Source organism: Microbacterium sp. NPDC091662 (assembly GCF_044756705.1).
Classification (GTDB): domain Bacteria; phylum Actinomycetota; class Actinomycetes; order Actinomycetales; family Microbacteriaceae; genus Microbacterium.
In genome coordinates this window covers 2,192,671-2,206,461 of record NZ_JBIVTM010000001.1, presented here as the reverse complement: position 1 = coordinate 2,206,461, position 13,791 = coordinate 2,192,671, and the positions used below count along the sequence as shown (strand labels likewise).

Sequence of the window (13,791 nt, the reverse complement as noted above, 5' to 3'; positions counted from 1 at the left end):
GCGGTCAGTCGCCCGGGGGCTCGTCGGGGGAGCCGATCCTGATCGACGCGGTGCCGTCGGGCAGGATCGCGATCTTCCCGGTGAGCTGGAAGGGCACGTCTTCCGACAGCGGCTGGGTCTTGCCGTCGAACAGCGACTTGATGTCGACGTCGAGGTGGGCGACCGCATCCGTCGTCGGAATCTGCCACTCCCCGCCGTCGGGAGTGACCGTGACCTGGGGCTGCGTCGTGATCGACCACTTCGGCGTCGAGGCGAGACGGTTCGTGACCCGCAGACCGAACGGGCAGGCCGTCGGCTGCAGCACCTCTTGCGTCGTGCACTCGGTGAGGAAGGTCTCGACCCGCTCCTGCACGACGTCGATGAACTCGTCTGTGGGCTCGGTCTGCACGTCGAGCGGCGTGACGGCGAGGGGGGTGTCGGCGAGGATCCCGTGTCCCGAAGCCGTCGAGATGGGCGTGTCCACCGAGACGGCATACAGGCCGGGCGTGAACACCAGCAGCGGCAGCGGGTCGAGCGGAACGGCGTCGGCGCCGTCGATCGACACCTGACGCCGGTCGACCTCGAACCCGTTCACGGCGAACTTGTCCGCCCCGCGCACCGTGAGGTCGACGACGGCGAGAGGGCTCGTGGTGAATCGCCAGTTCGGGGTGACGCCCGCCCATCCGTCCTGCTCGATCAGGAACGTGCTGGTGCCGGGGTGGCCGCTCGCCTGGTAGCTGACGGTGACGGCGGTGCCGCCGTCTGCGGGCTTCTCCGACGTCACCTTCACATCGGTCAGCGGCGCGAGTGCGGCGCGGCGGAGCATCGCCTCGGACGCCGCGGGGTCGATTCCTGCCGAGTCGAGGGTCTCGCGATCGATCGCGACCCCGGGCACGCGCAGCGCATCGGCGGCTCGGCCGGAGGAGAGCAGATCGAGGTAGCGGACCACGAAGGCCGACGGCCCGTAGAACTGCTGGTACAGCGTGACACCGCCGGCTCCGAGTGCGGCGACGAGCACGAGGCCGATGACGGCGAGCATCGCCAGATCGACCCCCAGGCGCGCACGCCGGGGCGCGCTCGCACGTGCCCGGTCCATGGCGTCAGTCTAGGAGGGCGTCCTGGGGGGACGCCGAGCGTCGGCGGCCGTGTGCGGATGCCGGGCCGTAGCATGGACGAGCGTCCTGTCCGTCCGCTGCCCCTGTGAGAACCGTGTCCCTTCCCGCCCTGTCCGAGGAGCAGCAAGAGCTGTTCCGACTCATCGAGGACACCGGCGAGCACGTCTTCATCACCGGGCGGGCCGGGACGGGCAAGTCGACGCTTCTGCAGCACTTCGCGTGGAACACGAAGAAGCAGATCGCCATCTGTGCACCCACCGGCGTTGCGGCGCTCAACGTCGAGGGCCAGACGATCCATTCGCTCTTCCGGTTGCCGATCGGCCTGATCGGTGACGCCGACATCGATCAGAACGACGCGACCCGACGCATCCTGAACGCCATCGAGACACTCGTGATCGATGAGATCTCGATGGTCAACGCCGACCTGATGGATGCGATCGACCGGTCGCTGCGCCAGGCCAGGGGACGCAGGGGCGAGCCGTTCGGCGGCGTGCAGGTCGTCATGTTCGGAGACCCGTACCAGCTGGCGCCCGTGCCGCCGCGCGGTGACGAGGCCCGCTACGTGCAGGACCACTATCGCTCGTTCTGGTTCTTCGATGCGAAGGTGTGGGCCGGGACCGGCGGGGGCACCGGCGAATCCGACCAGGACGGGCTCTTCGCCGTCGACACGCGTGCCGAGCTGCACGTGCGCGAGCTCGTGCAGATCCACCGCCAGTCCGACGACGGATTCAAGGCCATGCTGAACGCCGTCCGCTACGGACGGGTCACGGCCGAGATCGCCGGAGTGCTGAATGCCCAGGGCGCGCGGACGCCACCCGAGCCGGAGCCCGGCGAGGTTCCCATGATCACCTTGGCGACGCGCAACGACATCGTGAACAGCATCAACAGCCGCCACCTGGCCGCGCTGCCCGGCAAGGAGCAGACCGCGCGTGCCGAGGTGAGCGGAGACTTCGGGCGGGGGGAGGCCGCGCTCCCCGCCGAGTCGGAGCTGAAGCTGAAGGTCGGGGCCCAGGTCATGTTCCTGCGCAACGACACCGCGATGTCGGGCGAGCCGCCGCGGTGGGTCAACGGCACGATCGGCACGGTCGTGCGCATCCTCGGCAGCGCCGTGCGCGTCGACATCGACGGCGACGAGGTCGATGTCGAGCCCGCCGTGTGGGAACGGTTCCGCTACGCGTACGACCAGAACACCAAGAAGCTCTCGCGCGACGTGGTCGCCGAGTTCACGCAGTTCCCGTTGCGTCTGGCGTGGGCGGTCACGATCCACAAGTCGCAGGGCAAGACCTACGAGCGCGCGATCATCGACCTCGGCTCCGGGGCGTTCGCGCCCGGGCAGACCTACGTCGCTCTCAGTCGGCTGACCTCGCTCGACGGCCTCTACCTGTCGCGCGCGCTGCGACCCCGTGACATCCGGGTGGACGAAGACGTGCGTCGATTCATGCGTGACGCCTGGCTCGCGGCGTCGACCCCGGAGTTGCCGAAGGGCTGAGCCCCCGGCTCGGGGGCAGACTCAGGCGGCGGCGCGTGCGCGGTCGAGGTCTTCGAAAAGCTCGGTGTTGAAGCGGTAGGCGAGGAGCACCTCGTCGATCACGCGCTCGCGCTCGGCGTCATCCCAGGGGGCGGCGTCGAGCTGCTCGCGGTACACGTCCTTGAAGGCGGCGGGGTCGGCGATGTCGTCGAACAGGTAGAAGCCGATGCCGTTGGTCTCGAAGCCGAAGCGCCGCGCCATCACGCGACCGATGAAGATGCCGCCGGAGAGATCGCCGAGGTAGCGGGTGTAGTGGTGGGCGACGAACCCGCCGGCCCACGTGGCGCCGACCTGGCGGATGCGGTCGACGTAGCGCTGCGTGGTGGGCAGCGCGACGATCCGCTCGCGCCAGTCGGCGCCGAGCAGGAACTCGAGGTCTGACTCGAGCGCGGGCAGGCGTGTGAGCTTGTCGGTGATGAAGACCGAGGCGACCGGATCCTGACGCATGCGCTCGCCGGCGCTCTCGAGGGCCTCGTAGATGAAGTAGTGCTGCGCGACGAGGGAGATGTAGTCCTCGCGCGACCCTTCGCCCTTCAGGAGGTCGGACATGAAGCCGGCGGTCTCGCTGCGGGAGTGCGATCCGGACGAACGCTCGCGCAGGGCGGCGGAGAAGGAGACGATCTCGGGCATGAGGCAAGTGTAAGGGTTGCCTAACCCCCGAGGGAAGTCGGAGTCGTCAGGCGTGCGGCCGAGGCTCGACGCCGAGGCGGGCGCAGGCGTCGTCGTAGAGGGCCACGACCTCGCGGCGGACGGAGGGGCGGTCGGCGATCGGGCCACCCGGCCACGGCACATGCAGCTCGGCGATTGAGCCGTCGCGCGTGATCTCCCACACCCCGCCGTCGCCGTCGAACCCGGTCATGACGGAATCGGTGATCTCCGCATCCGACGGCTCGGCGAAAGCACGGGCGATGAGGATGTTGTCATCGGTGTGGTCGCCGTTCATGTGGCGCAGGACGGCGGTGATCACGTCGGAATCGAAGGTGTGGGGCACGCCCATAACCTTACGCGCGGCTCGGCGGTCACTACCGGGCCGACTTTCAGCATCGGCGCTCTAGACTCGGGAGACACGTCTTCGGGGGTTCTTTCCATGCAGCTTCTCTCGTCGCGCCGGTGGCGCGCCGCAACGGCCACAGCGGCCGTGCTCGCTCTCGTTCTCACCGGATGCTCCTCCGAGGAGTCCTTCTCCTACACGCCCCCCACGCAGGTCGACGGATCGCTCCCCGATGACACGGTCGCCGCGATGCAGGCTGCGGTCGACAACGCGCTCGTCGCGTCTGGTGCGTCAGGCGCGATCGTCGGTGTATGGGCGCCCTGGAGCGGAAGCTGGGTGGCCGGCGTCGGCACGCAGGACCGCGAAGGCGGCGCGGCGGTGTCCACCGACATGTCGTTCCGCATCGCGGACGTGACCCGTCTGATGACCTGCGACGTGCTCTACGCCCTCGCCGACCGGGACGTGGTCGAGCTCGACGCGAACGTCGCGGACTACGTCTCGGGTGTCGCGGACATGCGGGACGAAGGCATCACCCTGCTCGACCTCTGCAACGGCACGAGCGGGGCAGGATCCTCCGAGGGAACGGTCACCTCTGCCTGGCTGAACACCCCGGACCGGGTGTGGTCTCCCCTGGAGCTGGCCGGATTCGGGCTGGCGCGCGAGCGGGTCGCGCCGCACACGACCTTCCGCGATTCGGACGCGGGCTACCTCCTGCTCGGTCTCGCCCTCGAACGCGCGTCGGGGATGACGGCCTCCGAACTGATCGCCGAATACGTCACCGAACCCCTCGGGCTCGCGGACACCTCGTTGCCGGGGCCGACCCCTGCGGTGCCGGGAACCGGTGCGGTCCTGAACGGTCACTTCCTCAACCCCGTCGAGGGCGGATACGACTGCGCGGCACCGGTCGACATCACGAAGCTGTCGTCCAGCACGGGCTTCACCGATTCCGGCGTCGTCTCGACCATCACCGACCTCGGCCGCTACGTGCAGGCGGAGGCCGCACAAGCGCTGCGCAAGGACAAGAAGGACAAGCCGGCTCGCTTCGGTGATCCACTTCCTGCGGCCGACGGCGCCGCCTCCTGGTACCAGGCCACCGGCGGCGGCTACCTCGTGGGATCGATGATCGGTCAGCACGGCTGGACGCCCGGGTACGCGACCGCGGCATACTCCGACCCGACCACCGGGTTCACCGTGGCCGTCGTGCTCAACGACTCGACGGCCGGGGCGCAGTTCGCCCAGCAGCTCTCGTGGGAGCTCGCCGCCATCGCCTCGAAGGCGCCTGCGGCCGCGGGCCAGACGGCGCCCGAGTTCGGCCTTCCGTTCACGGCCGAGCAGTACCACCAGGCGACGATCGATGCCGCGATCCCCTGCGTGGCTCCGCCCGCTGCGGAGTGAATCCGGTCTGACCGACAGGAACGCGAAGGGGCGACGATGGCGATCATCGACAATGCGATCTACGTGGATGGCGTCCGCACCGAGAATCCGGTGACCCTCAGCGAGACCTTCGAGCGCATGCGCGAGCGAGGCGGCATGGGGTGGATCGGCCTCTATCGGCCGAGCGAAGACGAGATCCGCGAGGTCGCCGATGAGTTCGGCATCCACGTGCTCGTCGTGGAGGACGCCCTCTCGGGTCACCAGCGCGCCAAGCTCGAACGCTACGGAGATGTGCTGTTCATGGTGCTGCGGCCCGCGCGCTACCTCGACGACGTCGAGGAGGTCGAGTTCGGCGAGGTGCACGTGCTCGTCGGTCCCGACTTCGTGGTGACGATCAGGCACGCCGAGTCTCCGGACCTCGGGCGCGTCCGGCGGCGGCTGGAGGCCGACCCCGCGCTCCTCGCCCACGGCCCCGAAGCCGTGCTGTACGCCATCCTCGACGAGGTCGTCGACGAGTACACGCCCGTGCTCGCCGGACTCGAGAACGACATCGATGAGATCGAGAGCCAGCTGTTCGAAGAGGACACCGACGCCACGCAGCGCATCTACGACCTGGGCCGCGAGGTCATCGACTTCCAGCGCGCCACGCAGCCGTTGTCGGGGATGCTGGAGGCGCTGCTGCGTGGGTCGGAAAAGTACGAGGTGAGCGAAGAGCTGCGACGCTACCTTCGCGACGTGCTGGATCACACTCTGCGCGTGAGTGACCGTGCGACGACGTTCCGCACCGTGCTCGACAACGCGCTCACGGTCGAGTCGACCATCGTCGCTCGCCGTCAGAACGAGGAGATGCGGCGGATGACCGAGCTCAGCATCCGTCAGAACGACGAGGTCAAGAAGATCTCGGGATGGGCGGCCATCCTGTTCGCCCCGACGCTCGTCGGCACGATCTACGGCATGAACTTCGACCACATGCCGGAGCTGCACTGGCTGCTCGGCTACCCCATGGCGGTCGGCATGATGATCGCGTTGGGCTTCGGGCTCTACGCGGCCTTCAAGCGCAAGGGCTGGCTCTAGATTCGGGCCCCGCGTCAGTCCTCGGAATCGGCCTCGGAGTCGGCCTCGGGCATTCCCGGACCGGGACCGGGGCGCACCGGAGCCTCCGGGGCGATGTCGATGCGGGTGTTGCCGTCGTGTTCGCTGACCTCGATGCGGGGTGCGGCGTCGGCCTCGGTCGCGTCCGGTGCGGAGGTCAGTTGATCGTGCCGCTTCTCGGCGCTCGTCATCTCGTCGTCAGACGTGTGCTCAGGCGTGCTCATGGTTCTCCTTCTGGTTGTCGACGGGTGCGCCGTCGGGACGGGCGTTCTTCTTCGCGGTGTGCTTCCGGCTCCAGCGCGCGAGCACGTACAGCACGCCCCCGACGGCGAGCAGGATCGCCCCGAAGAGCCAGACGGCAGGACGCTGCTGGGTGAGCAGGAGGATGCAGGAGGCGACGCCGAGCACGGGCACGAAGGTCCACACGCGGAAGTGATCGTTGTCGACGTGGTCGCGACGCAGCACCAGCACCGAGACGTTGACGCTGAGGAACACGACGAGAAGCAGCAGCACGACCGTCTCTGCGAGCGTCGCGAGGTCGCCGACGAGCGTCAGGCCCATCGCCACGAGGGTGGTGGTGAGGATCGCGACCCAGGGGGTCTTCCGCTTCGGGAGCACGCGGCCGAGTACGGCGGGCAGCAGCCCCTGCTCGGCCATGCCGTAGGTGAGACGGCTGACCATGATCATCGTCAGCAGCGCGCCGTTGGCGACGGCGACGAGGGCGATGAGGCTGAACAGCCAGGAGGGGATGCTGACGCCGGTGGCCTCGACCACGGCGAGCAGAGGGCCGCTCGATTCCTGCAGTTCTGCGGGAGGAAGAGCGATCGAGCTGGCCAGGCCCACCAGGACGTAGACCGCCCCGGCGGTGATGAGCGCGCCGAACAACGCACGGGGATACGTGCGGCGCGGATCCTTCACCTCTTCGATCATGTTCGCGGAGGTCTCGAACCCGACGAACGAGTAGTAGGCGATGACCGCACCGGACAGCACCGCGACCGCGACCCCGGTTCCCTCCGGTGCCTCGGCGACGCGGGAGACATCGCCGCCGCCACCGCCGACGAAGATCGCGACCGCGGCGACGACGATGACCAGGCCGCTGAGCTCGATAGCCGTCATCACGAGGTTCGCCCCCATGGATTCGCGGATCCCTCGGGCGTTCAGCAGGCCGACGAGGGCGAGGAAGGCGATCGCGACCGGGATGGTCGGCAGATCGAGGAAGGTGCCCAGGTAGTCGCCGGCGAAGGCGATGGCGAGTCCGGCCGCGCTGGTCACGCCCGCCGCCAGCATGCTGAAGCCCACCAGGAACGAGACCAGCGGGCTGTGGAATGCCCGCTCGGCGAAGACGGCGGCCCCTCCGGCGCGGGGGTACTTCGTGACGAGCTCCGCGTACGAGCCCGCCGTGAGCATGGCGAGGAGCAGCGCCAGGAGCAGGGGTGCCCACAGCATCCCGCCCACCTTGGCGGACAGCACGCCCATGAGGGCGTAGATGCCCGCGCCCAGCACATCTCCGAGGATGAACGCGAACAGGAGGGGTCCGGTGATCGCCCTCCGCAGCCGGGTCGAGGTCTCGGCGGCGGGCGCGGTCTCGGTGGTCATCCTCGAAAGGTACGGGGGCGGGGACAGGGTGGCCACGGGGTTGACATCGGCGTGCGCGAACACGACGGGGCGCGGCGCGGGGCATTGCCCGGTGGCGGCATCCGTGGTTTGATCCGGAGCATCGTGAGCACGCACACCGTCTTCAATCAGGCCCCGCCCCGCGTCGACGTCGACGAGTTCGGGGCGAACATCGCGCTGATCGAGGCTGTGCGACAGCAGGGGGCCGACTGGGCGGTCGACGGCCTGCACGCCACGGGTCGGCGCGTCGGATCGGCAGACTTCCAGGACGACGCCCGGCGGGCGAACCGGAACGAGCCCGTCCTGCACACGCATGACCGGTGGGGCGAGCGCTGGGATGAGGTCGAGTATGACCCTGCCTACCATCGGGTGATCGGGGCGGCCGTCGCCGATGGGGCGCACACCTCCGCCTTCGCCGATCCCCGCCCCGGTGCGAGTGCCGCCAGGGCGGCCGCCTTCATGCTCTACGCGCAGATCGAGCCGGGGCATGCGTGCCCGGTGTCGATGACGCATTCCGCCGTACCCGTGATCGCTCAGCATCCGCAGCTCGCGGAGGAGTGGATGCCGCGACTGCTGTCGCGCCAGTATGAGCCGGAGCTGCGTCCGGGTAAGCCCGGCGCGCTGTTCGGCATGGCGATGACCGAGAAGCAGGGCGGATCGGACGTCCGTGCGAACACCACGAAAGCCGAGCCGCTGGGCGGCGGCCGCTACGCGCTGACCGGCCACAAGTGGTTCTGCTCCGCACCGATGTCGGATGCCTTCCTGGTGCTCGCGCAGGCGCCGGGTGGGTTGTCGTGCTTCCTGATGCCGCGGCTGCTCGATGACGGCACCCGCAACGGGCTGCGCTTCCAGCGGCTCAAGGACAAGCTCGGCAACCGGTCGAACGCCTCGAGCGAGGTGGAGTACGAGCAGGCGGAGGCGACGCTCGTGGGCGAGGAGGGGCGCGGGGTGCGCACCATCATCGAGATGGTCACCCGCACGCGGCTCGACTCGATGCTCGGGTCGCTCGCCGGGATGCGGCAGGGCGTCGCAGAGGCCGCCTGGCACGCTCGGCATCGATCGGCGTTCGGGCGCACTCTCATCGATCAGACGGCGATGACAGCGGTGATCGCCGATCTGCAACTCGAGGTCGAGGCCGGGACGGCGGTCGCGATGCGGCTCGCGCGCGCGTACGACGACGATGCTTCGGCGCAGGATCGGGCGTTCCGCCGACTGGCGACCGCGGTCATGAAGTACTGGGTGTGCAAACGGGCGCCCGGCCACGCCGCGGAGGCGCTGGAGTGCCTCGGCGGCAACGGCATCACGACGGACTGGCCCCTCGAGATGCGCTACCGCGAGCAGCCCGTGATGGCGATCTGGGAGGGGTCGGGCAACGTGATCGCCCTCGATGTGCTGCGTGCGATCGGGCGAGAGCCCGAGTCGCTCGAGGCGTTCGACGCCGAGGTGTCGAGCGCCTGGGGCGCGGACGCGCGCTTCGACGTGCACCTGATGCACACGCGGACGATGATCGAAGAACTCGACGAAGACCCTGTGCCCGAGCTCTCGGCGCGGAGACTCGTCGAAGCGCTCGCGCTCACGCTGTCGGCGTCACAGTTGCTGCGCACCGCTCCGACCGTGGTCGCGGAAGGCTTCATCGCGGCCCGCCTCGGACGAGTGCCCGGCCTGTTCGGAGCGCTGCCCAGGGGCGTGGACATCACGGCGATCGCGGCGCGCGCGTAGCGCTCAGCGAATTCACAGTATTTCCGCGCGGCATCCCGCCGTTCGCGTGGGCGTGCCGATAGCCTCGGTGCCGCAAGGCGGGTCGTCGGCCGGAGCGGGTGGGCGGACGGGGTGGTCGCCTTTCGAAACCCAGAAAGAAAAGGGCACTCTCATGACCGGTACAGCACGTAAGGCGCTCGCGGAAGCGATTGCGACCTTCCTCTTCGTCCTCGCGATCATCGCGGCGGTGAACAGCGGCAGCCCGCTGACGCCTCTCGCGATCGGCTTCACCCTGATGGTGCTCGTGTACTCGACGGGCCACATCTCGGGTGCACACCTGAACCCGGCCGTCTCGGTCGGTGTGTTCCTGCGCGGCGGCCTCAGCGTCGCCGACTTCATCGCCTACCTCATCGCCCAGTTCGTCGGTGGTGCCGTGGCCGCGCTCGTCGCGCTCGCCGTATGGCCCGCCGGTGCGAAGGCCATGGTCATCGAGGTCGGCCCGGCGTTCCTCGTCGAGGCGCTGTTCACGCTGATCCTGGTGTGGGTCGTGCTCAACACCGCCACGTCGAAGGACACCGCGGGCAACTCCTTCTACGGTCTCGCGATCGGTGCCACGGTGTTCGTCGGTGCGGCCACGGTCGGCTCGATCTCGGGCGGCGGGTTCAACCCGGCCGTCGCGCTCGGCCTCGCGGTCAGCGGACATTTCGCCTGGGGCTCGCTGTGGCTGTACATCGTCGCACCGGTCGTGGGTGCGCTGATCGCCGCGATCCTGTTCCGTGTGCTCAACACGGACGACGCCAAGAAGATCGCGGCCGCGGAGTAACTCTCCCCGGTCTGCCGGAAGCGCCGCATCCTCGTCGGAGGGTGCGGCGCTTCTGCGTGCGGCGATCGTCGCCGGGTGCACATGCCGGGAGAACGCGCGGAGGTCGACAAGAAGAGTGTCGAGTCGTCCTGCATCCGTGAATCCGTCCGACGGGTGACCGAGTGTCGCGTCAGCCGACCGGGACAGAGGCGACGGTGGTCGGACCCGTGCCCGACGACAGCGCATCGCGCGACCGGGCGCTGCGGGCACGGGCCGCCGCCACGACCATCACGACGAGCGCGATGCCGGTGAGGATCGCTCCCATCCAGATCGGTGAGGTGTAGCCGAGGCCTGCCGAGATGCCCACTCCGCCCGCCCAGGCGCCGAGGGCGTTACCGATGTTGAAGGCGCCGATGTTGGCCCCGGAGGCGAGGGTGGGTGCACCGCCGGCGTACTGCATGACGCGGCTCTGCAGGCCCGGGACCGTGCCGAATCCGAAGCCGCCCATCAGGAACAGGGCGATGATCGTGGCGATGCCCGACTGCGCCGATACCGAGAACAGGGCGAGGACCACCACGAGGGCGGCGATGAAGATGACCAGGGTACGGTCGATCGCGCGGTCGGCGAGGCGTCCGCCCAACCAGTTGCCGAGCACGAGGCCGGCCCCGAAGAGCACGAGCAGCCACGGCACGGTCGAGGTCGCGAAACCGCTCACCTCGGTGAGCGTGTAGGCGATGTAGGTGAAGGCGCCGAACATGCCGCCGAAGGCGAGGATCGTCACGACGAGCGAGAACCACACCTGACCGGAGCGGAAGGCGGACAGCTCGCTGCGGAGGCTGACCTGCTCGGTCGGGCCGGGGAGGCGGGGGACCAGGAGCGCGATGCCGATGAAGGCCAGCACGCCGATGCCGGAGATCGCCCAGAACGTCGAACGCCAGCCCAGCTCCTGGCCGAGGAAGGTGCCGAAGGGCACGCCGAAGACGTTCGCGGCGGTGAGGCCGGTGAACATGATGGCGATCGCGCCGGCCTTCTTCTCGGGGGCGACGAGGCCGGCGGCGACGACCGATCCGATGCCGAAGAATGCGCCGTGGCAGAGGGCGGCGATGATGCGGCCGAGCATGGCGACCCCGTAGTCGTCGGCGAGGGCGGTGAGCACATTGCCGATGATGAAGAGCACGATGAGGCCGAGCAGCACCGGCTTCTTGGGCAGCCGGGTGGCGGCAGCGGTGAGCACGAGGGCGCCGACGACGACGGCCAGGGCGTAGCCGGAGATGAGCCAGCCGGCGGCGGACTCGGTGACGCCGAAGTCATGGGCGACTTCGGGCAGCAGGCCCATGATGACGAACTCGGTGAGTCCGATGCCGAACGCCCCGATGGCGAGGGCGATCAGTCCTAGAGGCATGACGATTCTCCTGGTACATTGGTGGGGATACTTGCAGACGCGGCATATTGCGTGTCGAAGAATAATGATTGCACACGCAAGTATCCGGCGCAAGCAACTATCTCGGAGGTTGGCCATGGGTATCGGTGACGACGCGGTCGAGGTGCGTGCCCAGGGGTGGCGAACCCTCGCCGCACTGCACGGCCTGATCGAGACCGCGTTGGAGCGCAGTCTGGCCGAGGCCGTCGAGCTGTCGGTGGTCGAGTACACCGTGCTCGATGCGCTCGACCGTCAGGACGGATGGCACATGCGCATGCAGCAGCTGGCCCGCGCCGCGGCCCTGAGTCCCAGCGCCACGACACGCCTGGTCAACCGCCTGGAAGACCGGGGTCTCCTCACGCGCATCCTCTGCGCCGACGATCGCCGCGGCATCTACACCGAGCTCACCCCGGCGGGGCGTGAGCTCTATGAGCGCGCCCGCCCGATCCACGACGCCGCGCTCGAGCAGGTGCTCGAAGATGCGGCGGCGCAGCCGGAACTCGCCCCCGTCGTCGACGCTCTGCACGGCGTCGCGCTGCCCGCGCTCGCCGCGGGCTGATCGAGACGCATGCACGAATCCGCTGCGACGGCCCCGTCCCGCACCCTCCTCGTCGGTTCAGGCAAGATCGCCGCGCGTCTGGCGCCGCAACTCCTCGAACACGGTGAGGTGTTCGCGCTGCGTCGGAGCGACGGCGACCTGCTCCCGGGGGTGACGGGCATCCGCGCGGACCTCGCGGCGCCGCTGCCAGCACGGCTCCCTGACGTCGACCGCATGCTCGTCACGCTCCCTCCCGGTGACACCCCCACTGCGTATCGCACCGCGCTGACGCACCTCGCGGAAGCTCTGCCGACGATCCCCGCGCGCACGGTGTTCGTGTCGTCGACCGGTGTCTTCGACGGTGCGGGATCCGCGCTGCCGACCACCGAGCGGGACCAGCCCGAGCCTGCGAGTGCACGCTCGCGCGGACTTCTCGACGGTGAGCGGGCGGCGATCGAGTTCTTCGATGCGGTCATCGTGCGGCCGGCGGGAATCTACGGTCCCGGCCGCGAGTTCCTCGTGCGGAAGGTGCGCGAAGGAGCGGCGGTGGAGCACGCGCGACGTACGAACAGGATCCACGAGGTCGATCTCGTCCGCACTCTCGAATTGCTGCTGCGGATTCCGGAGCCGCCTCCACTGGTGCACGCCGTCGACGAGAGCCCGGCTCCGCTCGGGGAGGTCGTCACGTTCATCGCGCACGGGCTCGGCGTCGAGGTGCCGCCGGATGTCGCTTCTGCGGACCCGGGCGGGTTCGTGTACGACGGAACACTGCTGCGGTCTGTGCTCGGCAGCCTCGACTATCCGACCTATCGCGAGGGATACGCCGAGATGATCGCAGGCGCGGCCGCGTAGCCTGGGGCCATGACGAGCACAGCTGCACGCACGGCCGTGGAGGTCGTCGACTGGCGGCGTCGGGTCTTCGCCCTGTATGACGCCGTGCGGATCGCCGACTCCCCGGAGGACGCGCACGAACTCTGGCGGATCGAGCGGGACGATCTGATGCTCCGGCATCCGGCGACCCCGTTGCTGGTGGAGGATCGGGCGCTCTTCGAAGGACTCCCGATCGCCTCGTACGACCCGCAGTGGCGCTTCGAGCTGCCGATCCTCGCCACCGATGAGGGCGGCTTCGAGTTCGCGACCGGCACTGACGGCATCGTGCCCTTCGAGCGGATCGGCCGCGTGGACGTGCCGGACGTCGGGTCGCTCGATGTCTGGCGGCTGGCGTCCTATGGCGGCGGTCTCTTCATCCCGGTGCGCGATGCACTTGCCGGTCGTCCCGGCGGAACCTACGGCGGTGGGCGCTACCTGATCGACACGGTCAAGGGCGCCGACCTCGGATCCGACGCGGAACGCGGAACGGTCGTGCTCGACTTCAACTTCGCCTACAACCCCTCCTGCGCGTACGACCCGGCGTGGGCGTGCCCGCTCGCGCAGCCGGGCAACGTGCTCCCGGTGCCGGTTCCGGTGGGCGAGATGTACGGCGCGGCGGCCGCCTGAGCGTCCCGTTCCGCAGGCGCTGGGCGGGATCCGGAACATCTTTGTGACGTTTCGGCCCTCCCGCTCGTCCTATCTCCGAGCGAGCGTTTCGCTCCCGGCGGGAGTCTCACACGGGACCCGCGACCGGTCTTCAGATCGAGATG

14 protein-coding genes are annotated in these 13,791 nt (G+C 69.2%); 8 read left to right on the top strand and 6 right to left on the bottom strand.

From position 1 onward, the window contains the following. Positions 1 to 4 precede the first annotated feature (4 nt). Positions 5 to 1,075 carry a hypothetical protein gene (locus ACIQLD_RS10755; RefSeq protein ID WP_402607999.1) on the bottom strand — a complete coding sequence of 357 codons (1,071 nt, stop codon included), beginning with the start codon at positions 1,073 to 1,075 and terminating at the stop codon, positions 5 to 7. Between the two features lie 113 nt (positions 1,076 to 1,188). Here ACIQLD_RS10755 and ACIQLD_RS10750 point away from each other — a divergent pair, with 113 nt between their 5' ends. Continuing rightward, the gene (locus ACIQLD_RS10750; RefSeq protein ID WP_402608527.1) at positions 1,189 to 2,583 is read left to right on the top strand and encodes an ATP-dependent RecD-like DNA helicase; all 1,395 of its coding nucleotides are present in this window, start codon (positions 1,189 to 1,191) and stop codon (positions 2,581 to 2,583) included. A gap of 21 nt (positions 2,584 to 2,604) precedes the next feature. On the opposite strand, the gene ACIQLD_RS10745 is transcribed toward ACIQLD_RS10750, so the two are convergent. Together ACIQLD_RS10745 and ACIQLD_RS10740 are read right to left on the bottom strand one after the other, a co-directional pair. Further along, positions 2,605 to 3,252, bottom strand: a complete 648-nt coding sequence (locus ACIQLD_RS10745; RefSeq protein WP_402607998.1) for a heme oxygenase (biliverdin-producing) — start codon at positions 3,250 to 3,252, stop codon at positions 2,605 to 2,607. A gap of 46 nt (positions 3,253 to 3,298) precedes the next feature. Then, on the bottom strand, positions 3,299 to 3,619 hold the full coding sequence (locus ACIQLD_RS10740; protein WP_402607997.1) for a DUF2470 domain-containing protein: 321 nt from the start codon (positions 3,617 to 3,619) through the stop codon (positions 3,299 to 3,301). 90 nt (positions 3,620 to 3,709) lie between these two features. Here ACIQLD_RS10740 and ACIQLD_RS10735 point away from each other — a divergent pair, with 90 nt between their 5' ends. Both ACIQLD_RS10735 and ACIQLD_RS10730 read left to right on the top strand, forming a co-directional pair. Beyond that, positions 3,710 to 5,008 carry a serine hydrolase domain-containing protein gene (locus ACIQLD_RS10735; protein ID WP_402607996.1) on the top strand — a complete coding sequence of 433 codons (1,299 nt, stop codon included), beginning with the start codon at positions 3,710 to 3,712 and terminating at the stop codon, positions 5,006 to 5,008. 36 nt (positions 5,009 to 5,044) lie between these two features. Continuing rightward, positions 5,045 to 6,061: a magnesium and cobalt transport protein CorA gene (locus ACIQLD_RS10730; RefSeq protein ID WP_402607995.1), complete on the top strand. Its 1,017-nt coding sequence runs from the start codon at positions 5,045 to 5,047 to the stop codon at positions 6,059 to 6,061. Positions 6,062 to 6,075: 14 nt separating this feature from the next. Here ACIQLD_RS10730 and ACIQLD_RS10725 read toward each other — a convergent pair whose 3' ends face one another. Beyond that, a complete protein-coding gene (locus ACIQLD_RS10725; protein ID WP_402607994.1) occupies positions 6,076 to 6,303 on the bottom strand; it encodes a multidrug transporter in 228 nt (75 codons plus the stop codon). Continuing rightward, complete coding sequence (locus ACIQLD_RS10720; RefSeq protein WP_402607993.1) at positions 6,290 to 7,675, bottom strand: APC family permease; 1,386 nt, start codon at positions 7,673 to 7,675, stop codon at positions 6,290 to 6,292. The genes ACIQLD_RS10725 and ACIQLD_RS10720 overlap by 14 nt, the downstream gene beginning before the upstream one ends. A 123-nt stretch (positions 7,676 to 7,798) precedes the next feature. Between ACIQLD_RS10720 and ACIQLD_RS10715 the strand changes: the two genes are divergently transcribed. Both ACIQLD_RS10715 and ACIQLD_RS10710 read left to right on the top strand, forming a co-directional pair. Next, on the top strand, positions 7,799 to 9,412 hold the full coding sequence (locus ACIQLD_RS10715) for an acyl-CoA dehydrogenase family protein (RefSeq protein ID WP_402607992.1): 1,614 nt from the start codon (positions 7,799 to 7,801) through the stop codon (positions 9,410 to 9,412). 151 nt (positions 9,413 to 9,563) lie between these two features. After that, on the top strand, positions 9,564 to 10,214 hold the full coding sequence (locus tag ACIQLD_RS10710; RefSeq protein ID WP_402607991.1) for an MIP/aquaporin family protein: 651 nt from the start codon (positions 9,564 to 9,566) through the stop codon (positions 10,212 to 10,214). Positions 10,215 to 10,383: 169 nt separating this feature from the next. Here ACIQLD_RS10710 and ACIQLD_RS10705 read toward each other — a convergent pair whose 3' ends face one another. Further along, on the bottom strand, positions 10,384 to 11,595 hold the full coding sequence (locus ACIQLD_RS10705; RefSeq protein WP_402607990.1) for an MFS transporter: 1,212 nt from the start codon (positions 11,593 to 11,595) through the stop codon (positions 10,384 to 10,386). Positions 11,596 to 11,710: 115 nt separating this feature from the next. Here ACIQLD_RS10705 and ACIQLD_RS10700 point away from each other — a divergent pair, with 115 nt between their 5' ends. Genes ACIQLD_RS10700 through ACIQLD_RS10690 form a run of 3 tightly spaced genes read left to right on the top strand, consistent with a single transcriptional unit; the run spans position 11,711 to position 13,648 of the window. Continuing rightward, the gene (locus tag ACIQLD_RS10700; protein WP_105525993.1) at positions 11,711 to 12,172 is read left to right on the top strand and encodes a MarR family winged helix-turn-helix transcriptional regulator; all 462 of its coding nucleotides are present in this window, start codon (positions 11,711 to 11,713) and stop codon (positions 12,170 to 12,172) included. A gap of 9 nt (positions 12,173 to 12,181) precedes the next feature. Next, entirely contained in the window at positions 12,182 to 13,003 is an 822-nt protein-coding gene (locus tag ACIQLD_RS10695; RefSeq protein WP_402607989.1) for a sugar nucleotide-binding protein, read from the top strand. A gap of 9 nt (positions 13,004 to 13,012) precedes the next feature. Further along, entirely contained in the window at positions 13,013 to 13,648 is a 636-nt protein-coding gene (locus ACIQLD_RS10690; RefSeq protein WP_402607988.1) for a DUF1684 domain-containing protein, read from the top strand. Positions 13,649 to 13,791 lie beyond the last annotated feature (143 nt).

Bases quoted from the DNA above. Each gene is read 5' to 3' on its own strand.
- ACIQLD_RS10755 (WP_402607999.1), bottom strand. From the start codon at position 1,075: ATGGACCGGGCACGTGCGAGCGCGCCCCGGCGTGCGCGCCTGGGGGTC.
- ACIQLD_RS10745 (WP_402607998.1), bottom strand. From the start codon at position 3,252: ATGCCCGAGATCGTCTCCTTCTCCGCCGCCCTGCGCGAGCGTTCGTCC.
- ACIQLD_RS10740 (WP_402607997.1), bottom strand. From the start codon at position 3,619: ATGGGCGTGCCCCACACCTTCGATTCCGACGTGATCACCGCCGTCCTG.
- ACIQLD_RS10735 (WP_402607996.1), top strand. From the start codon at position 3,710: ATGCAGCTTCTCTCGTCGCGCCGGTGGCGCGCCGCAACGGCCACAGCG.
- ACIQLD_RS10730 (WP_402607995.1), top strand. From the start codon at position 5,045: ATGGCGATCATCGACAATGCGATCTACGTGGATGGCGTCCGCACCGAG.
- ACIQLD_RS10725 (WP_402607994.1), bottom strand. From the start codon at position 6,303: ATGAGCACGCCTGAGCACACGTCTGACGACGAGATGACGAGCGCCGAG.
- ACIQLD_RS10720 (WP_402607993.1), bottom strand. From the start codon at position 7,675: ATGACCACCGAGACCGCGCCCGCCGCCGAGACCTCGACCCGGCTGCGG.
- ACIQLD_RS10710 (WP_402607991.1), top strand. From the start codon at position 9,564: ATGACCGGTACAGCACGTAAGGCGCTCGCGGAAGCGATTGCGACCTTC.
- ACIQLD_RS10705 (WP_402607990.1), bottom strand. From the start codon at position 11,595: ATGCCTCTAGGACTGATCGCCCTCGCCATCGGGGCGTTCGGCATCGGA.
- ACIQLD_RS10700 (WP_105525993.1), top strand. From the start codon at position 11,711: ATGGGTATCGGTGACGACGCGGTCGAGGTGCGTGCCCAGGGGTGGCGA.
- ACIQLD_RS10695 (WP_402607989.1), top strand. From the start codon at position 12,182: ATGCACGAATCCGCTGCGACGGCCCCGTCCCGCACCCTCCTCGTCGGT.
- ACIQLD_RS10690 (WP_402607988.1), top strand. From the start codon at position 13,013: ATGACGAGCACAGCTGCACGCACGGCCGTGGAGGTCGTCGACTGGCGG.